Origin of the sequence: Mesorhizobium album (assembly GCF_033977205.1) — a bacterium.
Classification (GTDB): Bacteria; Pseudomonadota; Alphaproteobacteria; order Rhizobiales; family Rhizobiaceae; genus Mesorhizobium; species Mesorhizobium album.
Map to the genome: position 1 here is coordinate 1 of NZ_JAVIIW010000078.1, position 15289 is coordinate 15289.

The following is a 15289-nucleotide window of genomic DNA, read 5'->3' on the forward strand; positions in this document are numbered from 1 at the left end:
GGGCCACTGGACCGCAGTTGACGGCTCGGCAATTGCCCAGCCCGGCTCGTCACGCAGATCATCGCAGATCTATGCCGGGCTTGATGACATCGTCGACTTGCAGGACGATGCCGGCTCCGCGCCGCGGTCGGACGCTGCCAGGTCGAGATCGATTGCCGGGCCATCGTCGAGCGTGCCTGGCGAAGGTTCGGCGGCGTCGAGCGCTGCACATGGCAGGCACCCGGAGCTCGGGCCACAGCTTGGCTCGCGGGAGCAGGCCGATTTGGGGGTAAGGCCTGCCGCCTCGCAGGAAAGTTACGATCAGTCGCAGCTTTGGCAGGAGGTGGACCAAGCTGGGCGGCGGGAATCTGCCGGCTCCGACTCGAATTGGTCGCCGCAGATTCCGTCTGATTTTGACGCGACTACGTGGCCAACGCCGAAATCCACGTCAGCTCGCTCGTCAGACATCTACCGCGGTCTTGATTCCTTGGTCGATTTGCCGTCCACACCGGCTGAGCTGCGTGATGATGCTCACTCTACGCCATTTCCAGGTACAGCCTCCGACGCTCAGGTTGAGGCGCTCGATCCGCAAGCCTCGTCCCACGACCGCAGCGGGCTGGCACTAGGCGCCACGGAATGGCTGAACGATGAGCATATCCAGAGGGATTACGAACTTCTGGCGCAGGAGCTGCAGAGGGAAAATCCAGATCTCGCCGCCCGAACGCGGCTCATCGACCCGCTGATAGCCCACTACCATCTGCGCCTGGGCTCCGACAATGCCGCGCTCAGGGCTTTCCAGCGCATCGTCTATGATCGCAATGGCAACGACATTGCCGACTTCATGTTCCTGCCTGTCAACGATGCCAGCGCTACCGATCCTGACCGCCGCGGCAGCCACTGGTCGCTGCTTATGGTTGATCGACGCGAGCGGGAAAGGCCGGTTGCCTATCATTACGACTCCGCCGGGCGGCTCAACGACCAGCCCGCGGCACAGCTCGCACGACGGCTGGGAGCCCACCTGGAGCCGGCCCGCATAACCCAGCAGCAGAACGGCTATGATTGCGGTGCCTTTGTGCTTGACGGCACCAGGGCGCTGGTCGGACGACTGGGGCAAAGGCGGCAGCCAGCCAGGCTGCACCTCGACAACCTCGTCATCGATCGGCAGGCACTCCAACGCCGGCTCGGGTCATAGGGCTGGCACAGGAGTCGCGCTGCCCATCAGCCAAGCCCCCGATCAGGCCCGAGCCGAGCCAAAGGCCAAACCAATAAACATCGCCTGTCACACGTCCTCTATAAGCCGTCGGCAGCCGTCACCACGCGCTTATCGGGGAGGCGTATTACCTGAAGATTTCGAAATCCGCCTTTTCCGCTTCAAATGAAGCAATCGGCAATTTTTTGCGGCGTCAACGCGCTCCGCGTCCATGCCTGCGCCCGAGCGCCGGCTCAATGGCCGGGCTGTCAGGCTCCAGAAGCGGCCAGATGCCAGGCAGGGAAAAGCTGCTGCGTGTCAATGACGAGCCGCTCTACCAGGCGACCGGCGAAACTGGCTTCAAGCGCAAAGGGGGTCACGCGGCGAGGCGACTGTCGGCGGAACTCGCCTTCACAGCAGTCCTGCTTCCGCCCTAGGCGAAGATCCCGGCGCACAGCCTGCAAGGCATGATAAGGATTTCGCCCTGGTTGAAAGCCGCAATTGCAATCGAGGAAATCGTCTTCGAACACACTACAGCCACGTGCTGACCATCCGCGCGCGACAGCTACAGGCTCCGCGCCAAGCGATCGTTGTCCGACCTGACAAGACATGGAGCATTCGTCCAATCTCGCACGAAATCCCTATCGAACGCCGCGCGTTCAATAAGCTCTCCGAATCGCAGGATCCAATAGGTGCTGTCCGACAACGGGGATGACGATCCCGAGGTTACCGCGAAGGCGACTGACTCGGACCGCCTCGGGCAACATGGCCCTTCAACCGATCAGCGATCTCATCGAGTGCTTCGTCCCAAGAAACCTGCACCCACTGCGGATCTGGGATCACTCTTCGACGTCGTGCGCCGGAGCGGCGCCTAAGACGCCTTGAATTGTGGACGATTTCCGGCGCCGATCGGCCCTTGAGGCAAACTGCCTTGCCGGTCGGATGATCAGGATTTGGCACCGCCTTTTTGAGCCAGTCGTTTTCGACGACGTTGATGGTGCCACACCGTGACTTACACAGCGTACAAAAACCGACTTTTTCTTCTATCATGGTAGGCGGGTCTCCGAACGTCGTGCGATGGTCGCTACCAAGACGCGAGCAGGGCGAAAACGCGGCTTCACGACTATCGCGTAGCGACCGACAGTCCGATCTATCCCAGCACAAAAATCCCCATCTGAACCGTCGAGGCGGCGGGGATGGACGGCTGTTATTGCCACTGATCTTGGATTGTCCGGGCATTGGGCGGCAAAGCCGGAAGATTCCAAGTCGGTCGGCTCGGCCAATTTCACCGGGCAGGACCGGGGGGTCGGTTCCCTCAGATCACGTTCGGACGAAGGCCTATACATTTCGTAATTTGTCATCGCCGGACAATTCACGATAGGGCTCGCTTGCGGCTCGCGTCGCCATCCGAATCGGACCAACTCTATCTCCTCCCGCCGGATGGACGGCTCGAGCCGCCCCTGCCCCGTGCACACGTCGCTGCAGTTGGCGGAAGCGAAGCTACTCAGCCCGGCGGCAGCTGTCGCGCCTGCGCGATTGCCGGAGACCGCCAAGCTAGGTCGGCCCGCCATCTGGTGCACATTCGCAGACGTTTGAGACCGCATCCAGAGCCTGTCCGGCGATGTGTCCATACATTTGCACAGCCCACTGGGAACCTCGGCCCGCACCAGGAAGGAGGGCCCCTTCGGACCAGGAAAATCGGCAGATTCGCTAAACGCTATCTGACTCGCCGGGACCCGCGGTTCCCGATTTGGTCACAGCTGATCGGCTGCTGTCCAGTTCACCCACGCCGCAGGATTCGAGGCGTTTGCGCTCGGCCGCCAAGTGTTGCCTAGCGAGACTTAATTCAGCCGTCATGATGCGGCTGCAGGCTAAGGCACGGCTGATCCCGCCGGTTGGCCCGCGTTCCCGTGTAACTCCTGTGCCCGGCTTACGACCGAGCTCTTTTTTATACAGGCAGTTTCGACCGGATCGAACAGATGGGCCTTCAGGATTGCATCGGCAGCGTGCGGCGTCGAGCGCGATATCCAAAAGGCCTTTCCGTGGTGTGAATCGAGAGAATGCCAATCACGCCTTTGGAATCCTCGACTGTCGAAGCGTGAAATTCGCTCGGCACGAAAGGCAATGCCTTCTTCGTCTGGCGCATCGCTCGCCTGTATCCATAGCGCAACAATCGCGCAACCCGACACCATGGTAAAGCGGACCTAGACGTCATGTTCCGAGGCGGAGATCGGTGGCCCGCCCTTTCGTGCGATTAAAGGACGAGGGTTGCTCGGATGGGCCGAGCCGATCCTCACGCACGGAGGGCGAGCCATGGGAGAGTATAGCGAAGCATTTGTTGCGTTTGATGTAGCCAAGAAGAAGCACGCGGTTGCGATTGCGGAGGGCGGTCGCACTGGCGAGGTCCGGTTTGTCGGCGAGGTCGAGAATAGTCCGGCGGCGATCGAGCGGACGATCAAGAGGCTGGGAAAGAAGTATGATCGACTGCACGTCTGCTTCGAGGCCGGGCCGACCGGTTATGGGTTGTGCCGGCAGGTCCGCGATCTTGGACACGATTGCATGGTGGTTGCGCCGGCTCTGATCCCGAAGCGGCCGGGCGAGCATGTGAAGACCAACCGGCGGGACGCGGTCACGCTCGCGCGGCTGCATCGGGCGGGCGAGCTGACCGGGGTCTGGGTGCCGGACGTGGTCCACGAGGCTGTCCGCGATCTGGTCCGAGCCCGGGAAGCCGCAGCCGACGACCTGCGCCGCAAACGCCAGCAGCTACTTTCCTTCCTCCTGCGCCATGGGCGGATCTACGAGAACGGCGGCCATTGGACATTGGCGCACCGGCGCTGGCTTGCCCGCCAGAGCTTCGAGCATACCGCGCAGCAGATCGTGTTCCAGGAGAAGATCGACGCGATCGAGGACGCGGCTCAGCGACTACATCGCCTGGACGAGCAGTTGCGCGCTGTCGTGCCAACCTGGTCCATGGCGCGGGTCGTCGAGGCCTATCAGGCCATGCGTGGCGCCTCGTTCCTGGTCGCAGTGATCTTCGCGGCCGAGATTGGGGATGTGCGTCGCTTCGATACGCCGCCGCAGTTGATGGCCCTTCTCGGCCTTGTCCCGGGGGAGCGCTCGACCGGTGACACGGTTCGCCGGTCGAGCCTTACGCTCGCCGGCTATCGACGCGCCCGTCGCGCCCTGGTCGAAGCGGCATGGACTTACCGCTACCCCGCCAGGGTCAGCGAGGCCCTGAGGGTGCGGCTCGAGGGGCTGCCCAAGGCTGTCCGCGATATTGCCTGGAAGGGGCAGGTCCGGCTCTGCGCCCGCTATCGCCGCCTCAGCGCCACTGGCAAGAAGCCGCCGGTGGTCGTGGCTGCGATCGCACGCGAGATGGCCGCCTTCTTGTGGGCCATCGGCCGGGAGGTCGCGCCGTCTTAGCCGGTCTCGACCCAACCCGCTGCACAGCGTTGGGGGTGGGCCACGGTGGGGAACTCCCGTCGCTAGTTATGTGGCCGAGCCGATGCGCCCGACGCCCGCCCTCTAGACCGAGGACAGCCCCGAGACGAAGACACGGAAGGCCGGTACCCAACCCGCGGATGAGAGTCTGATCAACCGTCGTCTCTGAGCTCCACCCCCAGCCCTGTGCAGCTTCAACCGATCCGACTGCATGGCAAACCTGCCAAGCAGGGCGAGCCTTCTTGCCTTCAACCTTGACAGGGAGGGCGCCGATAATCGCGCGCTTCCTGGGCCGTCAGTGGGAAAAAGCCTCCGTGGACTTTCAACCCGACCCCGTTACCCGCGGACTTCGTTGCGTTCATGCCGCGCCACCGTTAAAAAAACGAGCTTCGGCGACATTGCTTCAGGCAAGGAGTGCACCGCGATGGAAGAAACCGATGACAACACCAGCGCCCTTATCGAGCTGACCGCCGAGGTGGTCTCAGCCTATGTCTCGAACAATCCAGTCCCGGTCGGCGATCTCCCGGCCCTGATCGATCGAGTGCATGGAGCGTTGAAGAGCGCCGGCGGCGGCGCGGCGGAAAAGCCGGAAGCTCTCACGCCAGCGGTGCCCATCAGGAAGTCCGTCACGCCGGACTACATCATCAGCTTGGAGGACGGGAAGAAGTTCAAGTCGCTGAAGCGGCATCTTTCCGTTCACTATGGCCTGACGCCGGACGAATACCGCGCCAAATGGGGCCTGCCGGCTGACTATCCGATGGTGGCCCCGAACTACGCCGCCGCCCGTTCTTCGCTTGCCAAGTCAATGGGACTTGGCCGCAAGGCTACCTGACAAGCAAAAGCGGCGCACGCTAAGAGAGGCCCGCAAGCTCCCTGAGGGCTTGCCAACACTGATGGCCTTGCCTCTGATGGTTAAATTGCCTCCTTGAGGGTGGAATGCTCCCGAACGCGGTTAGGAACCCACCTATCACCAACACTTAGACGGTATCGGAAAAACTTTGCAGCTTGACTATCAGACACTGATACATTGCGGTCCACCCGCCGCCTCTGACCCCCACCGCACGCCGCTGCGCGGCAGCTGGTACGAGATCGACCTAGACGCGATCAGGCACAATTATCGCCAGCTTCGCGCACACCTGCCCGCGGCAGTACGGATTTTCGCGTGCCTGAAGCGCAACGGTTATGGGTGCGGCGCCGGACCGGTGGCTTCAGCTCTGGCTGCAGAGGGGGTTGACGGCTTCGGCGTCGCCGCGCTGCCGGATGCGGTCGCGATAAGGCATATGGGAGTCGAGCTTCCAATCCTGCTCTATCCAGGACCTCTGCCGTCATCGGCCGACATCATCGAACGGCTCGGGCTTACAGTCACGATCTCCAGCCTCGAGGAACTGGAACGCTGGCGTGCCGCAATGGACAGCACGCGGGTCTTTGTAAAGGTTGATCTTGGCTTTTACAGGTCGGGGGCAGCGCCGTCGGCTGTCAGCGCATTGCTCGCGGCCGGCCATGCTTATGACGATGTCGATGTCGAAGGGCTTTATGCGCATCTCAGCGAACTGCCTTCGGAGACGCCCTTCCATGTAAGCGAACAGCGCTCCCGTTTGCAGCAGATTCTTCAATCGGCCAATGCTTCTGGGACACGACCTCCCATTGCGATGGTGGCGAGCACGGTGGGTGTGCTTCGATACCCTGAGATGGATTTCGATGCCGTCGATCCCGGCGCCTTGTTCATTGGTGTCTCCGACACGGATCATTCCACCCGGCCTGTCACCCTGCGGCCGGCTCTTAAAGCCATTTCGAGCTCTCTGGTCTCAATCAAGCGGACCGACTCCTCGCTCGGGACGGCGCCGGACCTGCCTGGCTACCAGCAAGGAATGGTCGTCGGAGTGCTCGGTATCGGTTGGGGAGACGGGCTGCCGCGTCAGCTCCCGCCCGGCGCTGAGGCACTGGTGAGAGGCCGGCGTGCGCCTCTGCTGCCGCCGGTTCATTTAGAACATCTCCGTATCGACCTCACGGACATCCCCGATGCTTGTTTCGGCGATCAGGTGCTCTTGCTCGGGCAGCAGGGAGATCAGACCATCACACAGCATGAGGTCGCCACCTGGTGGGGCACTGACATCGTCGGGCTGTATGCTCAGCTCCGGGACCACGTTCCACGCGTCTATGTCTGAGATTCATAAGAGCACAACAATCGAGAGCGGGTGATTCCAGAGCAACGCATACACTCCCGCCGACCAACTCTCCTTGCACACCGCGACGTCGCGCGGCTCACTGCGGCGTCGCGCGATCGTGGGTATCAAAAAAAGCGGCCTAGGAGTCGTCCCTGCCGGAATTGACAATCAATTCGGCGCTGAAGCTCATCGACCAAATGGGGCCGAAGGCAGGCCTGGATGCGTATTCCGACGAAGCCGGCCATCGATTCCGATTTGAAGCCGGCCAGTCATTCCGATTTCATTCCGGCCGCCGTTCCGATTTGAAAGCGGCCAGTTTCGGTCTGATCCTGGGTCGCGTTGATCCGGCCGTGCTGGAAGAACGCCGACGCCATAATGGGATGCCATCATGCCGTAGCTGCGATTGATCTCGGGATCGTAGAAGCTGGCGCGGCTGACCCGGGAGGAATCAGCGCGCTCAGAACCTCAAAGTCAGTCAATGCTGGCGCGGCAAGCCGGCGCCGGGACGGCTGTGCCTCGGTACCTAGCAATCGGAGGTGGCCGATCTACGATGTTGAGGCGTCAGCTTAGACGCCACAGCTCGACTTATCATTGCCGCGCGGATCGCGTGCGCTCGCATTTTTTGTCGTAGGCATACGCCGCAGAAAGAGGGCGGCATTAGCGCCAGGAGACAGGTGATGCAAGCTTAAGCGATTGGCTGCCTTGCTAACCAGCAAGGAAGCTGCCGCTCATCCTTTAATATCGGTTGAGCGGCGGCCCGACGATCATGACGGTCGGATCGGCCGACAGAAGCTTCCTAGCCTCCGTCCTGACATCCTCCAGAGATACGGCGTCGATCAGCGCAGCGCGGTTTTTGATATAGTCCATGGCGAAATTGTCGCGCTGTAGCCCGACCAGTGTCGCCGCAATCGAATCCGAAGACTTGAGGTGGTTAATCGCAAACGAGCCGATCAGGTATTTCTTGGTCGCCGCGAGCTCCTCCTCGGTCGGCCCCTTCTCGGCCATGTCCTTCACCACCTTGCGCACGATCGAAAGCGTCTCGGCGGCCCGATCGGAGCGCGTCGCAGTCGTCACCAGTAGCGCGTTGGAATGCTCGTGAGCGACTAGCTTCGAGCTGACGCCATAGGCAAGGCCGCGCTTCTCGCGCACCTCCTCGAAGAGGCGCGAGGTGAAGGTCGAACCGCCGAGGATCTCATTCATTAGCGCGGCAGCGAAGAAATCTCGCGCGTTCGGTTTCACGCCGGGCCAGGCAAGCTGCAGCGAGGTCTGCGGCAGGTCGTAATTGACTTCGAGCTGCTGGCCGAGCTTGAGTTTGACGTCTTCCACGGGAGCCAGCGTCTGCTTCTGCGGCAGATCGCCGAACACCTCGTCCAGCTTGCCGCTCAGCGTGGCGGCGTCGATATCGCCCACCACCGCCACATGCAGGCCGCCGCGGGCAAAATTCGCTTTGTGAAAAGCCCTGATGTCTGCGGCCGTGATGGTGGCCAAGCTCTGCTTGGTCCCTTCGTCCGGCCGCGAATAGGGATGCTGGCCGTAGATGGCGCGCAGCCAGCGCTGCCGCGCCACCGTATTGGGATCGCGCTCGTTGGCAAGGATGCCGGAGAGGATCTGGCTGCGGATGCGGTCGATCGGCGCCTGGTCGAAGCGCGGGCTGTTGACCGTCAGCTTCAGCAGGCCGAAAGCTTCGTCCTTGTGATCGGACAGCATGCGCATCCAGCCGTAGGTCCCGTCGCGCGCCGCCTGGAAACTTATCTCGGCGCCGGCATCGTCGAGCTTCTGCTGGAAGGCCTCGCTATCGAGGTCGCCTGCGCCTTCGTCGAACAGGCCGGTCATCAGATTGACCAGCCCTTCCTTGCCGACGGGATCCTGGGCGGTGCCGCCATCGAAGACGAAGCGGATGGCAATCAGCGGTATGGAATGGTCTTCCACCAGCCAGGCGGTGACGCCCTTCTTCGACCTGACCTCCTGGATGTTCATCGCGGCGCGCGCGTCAAGCGCCGGCAGCGACAGGAAGAACAGGGCAAAGCACAGAGTGGCGATGGCGCGCACCACCGTTCCTTCTCCCCTCGCGGGGGAAGGAACGCCGCTCATCCGTTCAAGGACCAGGCTCATCATCAATTCCCCGCCTGTTGCTGGGGCAAGAGATAGCCGGTGGTCGAGTGGTCGAGCACGAGGTAGCGGGCGGCGGCCGCCTTGACCTCTTCCGCCGTGACCTTGCGGATGCGGTCCGGCCATTCCTGAACGTCCTTCACATTGCCGCCGGTAGCGAGCGTCCAGCCGTACAGATTGGCCATTTCGTCCTGTTTGTCGCGGGTGAAAATCATCGAACGAACGTAGCGGGTCTTGGCCCGCTCCAGCTCATCGTCGCACACGCCGTCCTTGACGATGCGGGCGATCTCGGCATCGACCGCCGCCTCGACATCGCTGAGCTTGGCGTCGCCGCGCGGGGCGCCATAGACGGTGAAGTTGGTGGCATCGAGCATCGTGCCCTGGAAATAGGCGGCCGCCGAGGAGGCGATTCCCTGCTTGACGACGAGCTCCTGATACAGCCGGCTGCGGTTGCCGCCGCCGAGGATCTCGGCCAGCAGGTCGAGCGCCTCCGCCTCGCCGGGTTTGGCCGTATGATAGGATGGCACCACCCATTGCGTGGAAAAGCTCGGCACCGAGACGCGCGCATCGGTGAGCGTCACCGTGCGTCTGGTGTTCTGCTCCGGCTCCACGGGGCGGATGCGCGGCGGCAGATCCGGTCCACGCGCGATCTTGCCGTAGGTCCTTTCGGCCATTGCCTTCACGGCGTCGGGATCGACATCGCCCACCACCACCAGCACCGCGCTATTTGGGTGGTAGTGGGCGTCGTAAAACGCCTTCGCGTCCTCTCGGTTGAGCTGTTGGATTTCCTGCATCCAGCCGACGACCGAGATGCGATAAGGCTGATTTTGCCAGAGCGTAGCATCAAGCTCCTCTGTGAGCACCGCCTGCGGATTATTTTCGATGCGCGAGCGGCGCTCCTCGAGAATCACGTCGCGTTCAGTCTTGATGACGTCGTCGGTGAGGACGAGGTTGCGCATGCGGTCGGCCTCATAGCTCATCATCTGGCCCAGCGCCGAGGGCGGCACGGTCTCGTGGAAAGCGGTGAAGTCGTAGTAGGTAAAGGCATTCTTGGAGCCGCCGATCTCGGACACCGCACGATCGAGCTCGCCGGCGGCGTGGTTGGCGGTGGCCTTGAACATCAGATGCTCGAAGAAATGCGCGATGCCGGATTTGCCGGGCGGCTCGTCGGCACTGCCGACCTTGTACCAGACCATGTGGGTGACGATCGGAGCGCGATGGTCAGGAATGACCACCACTTCCATGCCATTGCGGAGCAGGAAATCGGATGGAGACTTTTCGCCGGCCATTGGCGACCTGATTCCGGTGAAGGCTAAGATGGTTACCAGCAGGGTCTTGGAAACCCAGCCGCCGGGGTTTGCAGCGAACATCGTCATGACTCTGTTTTGCTCCTTGGTGCGCTACGCGTTCGACAGATCAGGTAAGCATGGAACGTGCCAGGCAGAAATGACTTGCGGGCAACGCGTTCGCACCCAAACCGACGATGTCGGTTGTCGGACATTGTCGGGTTTCACTCCCCAGCCTTGGCCAATGCGATCGCAAGGGAGCGGTGGTTCGGCACGTTGCCGTTCACGCTCCCGAACCAGGGGCCAGCATGGCTGGTGCGGTATCGCTCATTATCTGGCCGGCGGTGGCGGATAGGTCCCCCTACCCTTTCCGCAGCATCGGCTGGCTAGACTAAATCAGCGTGTAAGCCTCGAAGGCGAGAGCACCACCAAGCGGGTGCTCCCTCCGAACCGGAGCTGCTGTGGCGGTGCTTCCAGATAGCCGGCCAGCGATACTGCTGTGTCTCGGTGAATGGGGGTAAGTTCCTCGCAGTTGCGCCATGCGGAGCAATCTGCGCGCCATGTAATTTACCTGCCCAACCGAACTCAGACCAAGAACGCCCGGGCCCTGAGCAATGTTCAAAGTCGCCGCTTTTGCCATCGGCAGTTTAGGCGCTGAACAGTATCCTAGTTGGTAGCCATTTCCTCAACAGGTGGCGGGCGCCGATAGGGCAACCGCATCTTGGACCCATTTCTCCCCCTCCCAAGCCAGTTCCTCTGAGGACGCAGTTATCGGACCAACAACAATATACTGGGCACCGTGATGGCTACGCGACAGCCTCAATTGTTCAGCGAATAATTATTCCTGGCGCAACTGTGGTGTTGACAATTTCGCACATGCGAAAAGATTTTGTGCATTGCGATGAGCTCTTCGGCCTGTAAGGTCCCGGTGTCGGCATTGCACGTCCCTGAAGTGCATGCCGGCGTGAATTCAGCGCTGTCCCTTCGTGCGCTGTTTTCGATGCGAGCCCGCTGTCGCCTTCCGGCAGCGGGCTCGTTACCCAGAATCGGCTGCCCGAGCGATGAGCTATGCGAGCCGAATGCGTTCCAGACCTCTTTTGCCTGCCGCGCATTCGGCGAATACTTTTTGCCCTTCAACCAGCGCAGCGAGCCCAGACCGGGTCAGCGCAGAGGCATGAACGAAATATCCTTCTCGCCGCTTTTAGTGCAATGAAGCCGCAGCCCCTTTCAGGATTGTAAAACTTAACGGTGCCTGAGATCTCCGACTGGGGGCCCAGTCCAACACTGGATCGGTCCGCTACACGCTGAGGAGTTGACGCTTTCACGACCTCTACCTTTGCGCCACCTGACGGCCCTTTGGTAAGCGTTGCATCAAGGCACCTTGCAATAGGCCGATGAACATGGAGCTTTCGCGCCATGACATTGGAACATGCAGAAGGCGATGTAGTCGCCGAGATCAGCAGCACCGCGGCGGCTGAAGATGGTGCAAAGATGCCCGGCCGCGCGCGCCAACGGAGGCTGGGAGTTGCGCGGAGAAGCGCGCGTTGGTCGACCTGGCGAGCGCGGCGGGGTCTTCGGTAACCGAGGTCGCGCAAGCGTTCGGCGTAGCTCCGTCACAGCTCTATGCGTGGCGCAAGCAGATGGCCGGCGGCGAGCTCGATGCCGATCAGGCGATGGCGACCTTCGCGCGGATCGAGGTGAACGATCTGCCCGAGGTCGACCGCCCCGTCGCCGATTGCCCGGGCCCGGCCGGCAGGATCGTCGTGGCCTTTCCGAGCGGTGCGCGATTGCGGATCGATGGGACCGCCGATCCGACAGCGCTGCGCATCGTCCTGGCGGAGTTGACCAGGTGATCACGGTGGTGCCGACCGACCAGATTTATCTGTGCTGCGGCGCGACCGATATGCGCCGCGGGATCAATAGCCTGGCGCGGATGGTGCAGCAGGTGCTCGCGCTCAATCCGCACACTGGCGCGATCTTCTGCTTCCGTGGACGCAAGGGTCATATCATAAAAATTTTGGCGCATGACGACCAGGGGTTCTGCATGTTCACAAAGCGGCTTACCGATGGCTGTTTTGCCTGGCCAACCACAAAGGATCAGGTCGCCGTGTCGCTCACCAAGGCACAGCTTTCGCTGCTTCTGGAGGGGATCGACTGGCGCCGGCCGAGCAAGACTTATCGGCCGCGTCTGGCCGGCTAATTTTGCTCGTTTCTTATTGATTTTGTGTCGATTCTGCTTCCTTGAAGGAGCTCTTTCGGGTATGTAATTTGGGTGTCGGAACAAGCTCCCTCAACCGCTGATTTCCTCGCCCGGATCGCGCTTCTGGAAGCGGCCGTTGCTGCCCGTGACATCACCATCGCCGAACGCGATGAGCAGCTACGAAGAGAGCGCGCCGAGACCGCACTTCGCATCCAGCGCCTGCAGCTGCGGATCGATCGCTTCAACCGCAAGGCCTTCGGCCGCTCGTCCGAGAAGCTCGGCCAGATGCTGCTCGAACTCGAAGATCTCGAGACCGATTTCATCGCCGGCGCGCCCGAGGCCGAGCTACCCATCGTCGCCGACACCGACAAGGTTCGGGCGTTGCCGGTGCGCAAGCTCAACCCCAACCTGCCGCGCAAGCGGATCGTTCGCGAGCCGTCTTGCGCGTGCTGCCCCGGCTGCGGCGGCGCTCTGCGCGGCATGGGAGAAGATAGCGATGAGATGCTCGACCTGGTCGTCCAGGCCTGGCAGGTGATCGAGACCGTTCGACCCAAGTACAGCTGCCGGACGTGCGATAAAATCATTCAGGCGCCGGCACCCGCCAAGGCCATTGCACGCGGCAAGCTCAGCTACGCCGCGCTCGCCCATATCATGATGGCGAAGTGGGGTTATCATCTGCCCTACTATCGTCAGACCCAGATGATGGCCGCCAAGGGCGTCGATATCGAGCGATCTACCCTTGCGCGCAGCGCCGGCTACGCCGCGGCCTTGCTCGATCCGATCTACAATCGCCTTCGTGAGATCGGCCGTAGCCGCACCAAGCTACACACCGACGACACGCGGCTTCCGATCCTGGCGCCCGGCACTGGCAAGACGCACAAGGGCGCGCTCTGGGTTTACGTCGCCGACGACCGCAATTCGGGCTCGCAGGAGCCGCCGATCGCCTGGTATCGCGCCACCATGGGCCGCGCCGGCGAGAGCGTGATGAGCGAGCTCGCCGGATTTGCCGGCACGCTCCAGGCCGATGGGTTTACCGGTTACAATCAGATCTACAAGGGCGGCGCCATTCGAGAAGCTGCCTGCCTGGCCCATCTGCGTCGCAAGATATTCGACGTTCACGACAGCCAGCCGACCGAGCTCAGCACGACGGCGATGGCCGGTATCCAGGCGATCTACCGGATCGAGGAAGAGATACGCGGGCTCCCGCCCGCCGAGCGATTGGCCGCCCGACGAAGGCGGACCCGACCACTGGTCCGGGCGCTGCGACGACAGCTCATGCGCCAGGCCAAGGGTTTGTCGCGCCATGCCGATATCGCCAAGGCCTTCGCCTATGGCACCAAGCGATGGCGCGCGTTCAATCGCTTCTTCTACGACGGCCAGCTCGAGCCCGACAACCTGATTGCGGAGCGCGCCATTCGTGGATTTACGGTCGGCAGGCGCAATTGGCTTTTCTCGGGCAGCTTCGCCGCGGCCGAGCGGTCCGCTGTCGTGCTCAGCATCATCGAGACCTGCAAGCTCTGCGGCGTCGATGCCGAAGCCTACATGGCCGACGTCATCGAGCGCATCCAGAACGACTGGCCAGCCTCGCGCTGGGATGAGCTGATGCCGTGGAACTGGGTGCGGCGCGAAGAGATGCCGCTCCCCTTGGCGGCATGAGCGCGCTCGATGACATGGCGCTGCCGGACGAGGCGCTCGAGGCCTGGATGGCCGCCAAGACCAATCCCCGCCCGCTGGTGCGGACCGTCTCGGCGCTGGATGGCTTCGTAACGGCGGCGGTCACCGGGCCGCGGTTCGCGGACCCGCAAGACTGGATGTGCCCACTCATGGGGTTGCCGCGCGACGTCCTGGCCAAGGGCTCTGCAACCGATCACGCCGTGTTTGCCAGCCTCGCCAGGATCCACAACCGCATCAACGAGACGCTGTTCGACAGACCGCACGATTATGCGCCCCGCTTCACCACCAAGCCCAGCGGCGGCATCGATCCACGGCCATGGTGCCAGGGGTTCTACGCGGCCATGAACCTCAACATCAAACGCTGGAAACGGCTACTCGACCTCAACAACCCCAACCACGGCCTGCTGCTGCCGATCCTGATCTATTGCGTCGACAAAAAGGGGCGGCCCGTCCTCGGCAAACCCAGGCCGGGACCCGAGACCGCGCACTTCATCGAGCACGAGGCATACAAAGACATCACCCTTGTCATCCCCGCCCTTCGCGAACTCCACTACGTCACCCGCTATGATGACCCGCAGTGAACGCTGCCGGCGCCCCGACTAACGACTGACCGCCATACACGCGCCGCGCGACTTCGGGAAAGGTGCCTTGACGCATCGCTTACGCCCTTTGGCCTTTCCTCAAGGATAACCTTGAGATGCGCGCCACTGCGGCATCCGGCCGCCTCCACCACCCGCATATGAAGATATGCGTCCGCGCCGTCGGCGAGTGCAACGAAGCCGAAACCTTTGCTGGCATTGAACCACTTCACCTCGGCGTGGACACAGTTCGAGGTGCCAGCTGACTGCCGCTGAGCGGTTTGTCATCTGTCGACGACAGTCGAAAACCGACGCGAGCTGAAGCGCTGGAGAGAGCAAAGGCGGTCGCCCGCGCGCTCTTCAACTAGCGCTGTAGCGGGGACCGCCTTTGCGGCGCGGTGCTGATCATCTGAGGTTGAGAAGGCGATAGGCGCGAGGCACGTCTCCAGTCGCCCTGAGGGGCTTTCGACCTACCCCGCCATGCGCCGGCCTTGTGGTCGATCTGCGGGTAATCTGCGCCGTAGAAACAATCCGGCGTAACACCGATCTCAACTGCCACATCAGCCCCGCAGTCGGTTTTGCAGTGCCTGCCGATCAACGGCAAGATAGTCGAGGTGCAGCCTGGCTGGCTGCCGCCTTTGCCCCAGTCGTCCGACCAGCGCCCTGGT

General features: G+C 62.3%; 15 protein-coding genes and 1 pseudogene. 11 read left to right on the forward strand and 5 right to left on the reverse strand.

Annotated features, from left to right (window positions below):
• The first annotated feature begins 97 nt into the window (after positions 1–97).
• Both RFN28_RS33285 and RFN28_RS33290 read left to right on the forward strand, forming a co-directional pair.
• On the forward strand, positions 98–1171 hold the full coding sequence (locus RFN28_RS33285) for a Ulp1 family isopeptidase (RefSeq protein WP_320291394.1): 1074 nt from the start codon (positions 98–100) through the stop codon (positions 1169–1171).
• A gap of 287 nt (positions 1172–1458) precedes the next feature.
• Positions 1459–1605, forward strand: a complete 147-nt coding sequence (locus RFN28_RS33290; protein WP_320224017.1) for a hypothetical protein — start codon at positions 1459–1461, stop codon at positions 1603–1605.
• Between the two features lie 289 nt (positions 1606–1894).
• Here RFN28_RS33290 and RFN28_RS33295 read toward each other — a convergent pair whose 3' ends face one another.
• Together RFN28_RS33295 and RFN28_RS33300 are read right to left on the reverse strand one after the other, a co-directional pair.
• Complete coding sequence (locus tag RFN28_RS33295; protein WP_320217780.1) at positions 1895–2218, reverse strand: hypothetical protein; 324 nt, start codon at positions 2216–2218, stop codon at positions 1895–1897.
• 937 nt (positions 2219–3155) lie between these two features.
• Positions 3156–3314 carry a hypothetical protein gene (locus RFN28_RS33300; RefSeq protein WP_320217781.1) on the reverse strand — a complete coding sequence of 53 codons (159 nt, stop codon included), beginning with the start codon at positions 3312–3314 and terminating at the stop codon, positions 3156–3158.
• A gap of 167 nt (positions 3315–3481) precedes the next feature.
• Between RFN28_RS33300 and RFN28_RS33305 the strand changes: the two genes are divergently transcribed.
• The 4 genes from RFN28_RS33305 to RFN28_RS33320 all read left to right on the forward strand — a co-directional run bounded on the left by RFN28_RS33305 (position 3482) and on the right by RFN28_RS33320 (position 7181).
• Positions 3482–4591, forward strand: coding sequence for an IS110 family RNA-guided transposase (locus tag RFN28_RS33305; RefSeq protein ID WP_320224019.1), 1110 nt, complete (start codon positions 3482–3484; stop codon positions 4589–4591).
• 442 nt (positions 4592–5033) lie between these two features.
• A complete protein-coding gene (locus tag RFN28_RS33310) occupies positions 5034–5441 on the forward strand; it encodes a Ros/MucR family transcriptional regulator (RefSeq protein ID WP_320217783.1) in 408 nt (135 codons plus the stop codon).
• Positions 5442–5607: 166 nt separating this feature from the next.
• On the forward strand, positions 5608–6774 hold the full coding sequence (alr, locus tag RFN28_RS33315) for an alanine racemase (RefSeq protein WP_320217784.1): 1167 nt from the start codon (positions 5608–5610) through the stop codon (positions 6772–6774).
• 161 nt (positions 6775–6935) lie between these two features.
• Positions 6936–7181, forward strand: a complete 246-nt coding sequence (locus tag RFN28_RS33320; protein WP_320217785.1) for a hypothetical protein — start codon at positions 6936–6938, stop codon at positions 7179–7181.
• A gap of 328 nt (positions 7182–7509) precedes the next feature.
• Here the strand turns inward: RFN28_RS33320 and RFN28_RS33325 are convergent, their stop codons facing one another.
• Both RFN28_RS33325 and RFN28_RS33330 read right to left on the reverse strand, forming a co-directional pair.
• On the reverse strand, positions 7510–8889 hold the full coding sequence (locus RFN28_RS33325) for a M16 family metallopeptidase (protein ID WP_430679453.1): 1380 nt from the start codon (positions 8887–8889) through the stop codon (positions 7510–7512).
• A complete protein-coding gene (locus tag RFN28_RS33330) occupies positions 8889–10259 on the reverse strand; it encodes a M16 family metallopeptidase (protein WP_407046081.1) in 1371 nt (456 codons plus the stop codon). Before RFN28_RS33330 ends, RFN28_RS33325 begins: the two co-directional genes overlap by 1 nt.
• Before the next feature lie 1454 nt (positions 10260–11713).
• Here RFN28_RS33330 and RFN28_RS33335 point away from each other — a divergent pair.
• The 5 genes and pseudogenes from RFN28_RS33335 to RFN28_RS33350 all read left to right on the forward strand — a co-directional run bounded on the left by RFN28_RS33335 (position 11714) and on the right by RFN28_RS33350 (position 14624).
• Entirely contained in the window at positions 11714–12022 is a 309-nt protein-coding gene (locus RFN28_RS33335; RefSeq protein WP_320224021.1) for a transposase, read from the forward strand.
• Positions 12019–12369, forward strand: coding sequence for an IS66 family insertion sequence element accessory protein TnpB (gene tnpB, locus RFN28_RS33340; RefSeq protein WP_320291396.1), 351 nt, complete (start codon positions 12019–12021; stop codon positions 12367–12369). Before RFN28_RS33335 ends, tnpB begins: the two co-directional genes overlap by 4 nt.
• A gap of 72 nt (positions 12370–12441) precedes the next feature.
• A pseudogene (locus RFN28_RS34980) lies at positions 12442–12735 on the forward strand (transposase domain-containing protein); the annotation flags it as partial.
• 21 nt (positions 12736–12756) lie between these two features.
• The gene (tnpC, locus tag RFN28_RS33345; RefSeq protein WP_430679458.1) at positions 12757–14025 is read left to right on the forward strand and encodes an IS66 family transposase; all 1269 of its coding nucleotides are present in this window, start codon (positions 12757–12759) and stop codon (positions 14023–14025) included.
• Positions 14022–14624 (forward strand): UPF0149 family protein, encoded by a 603-nt coding sequence (locus RFN28_RS33350; protein ID WP_320224054.1) that lies wholly within the window; start codon positions 14022–14024, stop codon positions 14622–14624. The genes tnpC and RFN28_RS33350 overlap by 4 nt, the downstream gene beginning before the upstream one ends.
• Here RFN28_RS33350 and RFN28_RS34985 read toward each other — a convergent pair.
• Entirely contained in the window at positions 14606–14854 is a 249-nt protein-coding gene (locus tag RFN28_RS34985; protein ID WP_430679456.1) for a cold-shock protein, read from the reverse strand. The genes RFN28_RS33350 and RFN28_RS34985 overlap by 19 nt on opposite strands.
• Positions 14855–15289 lie beyond the last annotated feature (435 nt).

Bases quoted from the DNA above. Each gene is read 5' to 3' on its own strand.
- RFN28_RS33310 (WP_320217783.1), top strand. From the start codon at position 5,034: ATGGAAGAAACCGATGACAACACCAGCGCCCTTATCGAGCTGACCGCC.
- RFN28_RS33290 (WP_320224017.1), top strand. From the start codon at position 1,459: ATGCCAGGCAGGGAAAAGCTGCTGCGTGTCAATGACGAGCCGCTCTAC.
- RFN28_RS33330 (WP_407046081.1), bottom strand. From the start codon at position 10,259: ATGACGATGTTCGCTGCAAACCCCGGCGGCTGGGTTTCCAAGACCCTG.
- RFN28_RS33300 (WP_320217781.1), bottom strand. From the start codon at position 3,314: ATGCGCCAGACGAAGAAGGCATTGCCTTTCGTGCCGAGCGAATTTCAC.
- RFN28_RS33350 (WP_320224054.1), top strand. From the start codon at position 14,022: ATGAGCGCGCTCGATGACATGGCGCTGCCGGACGAGGCGCTCGAGGCC.
- RFN28_RS33295 (WP_320217780.1), bottom strand. From the start codon at position 2,218: ATGATAGAAGAAAAAGTCGGTTTTTGTACGCTGTGTAAGTCACGGTGT.
- RFN28_RS33325 (WP_430679453.1), bottom strand. From the start codon at position 8,889: ATGATGAGCCTGGTCCTTGAACGGATGAGCGGCGTTCCTTCCCCCGCG.
- RFN28_RS33305 (WP_320224019.1), top strand. From the start codon at position 3,482: ATGGGAGAGTATAGCGAAGCATTTGTTGCGTTTGATGTAGCCAAGAAG.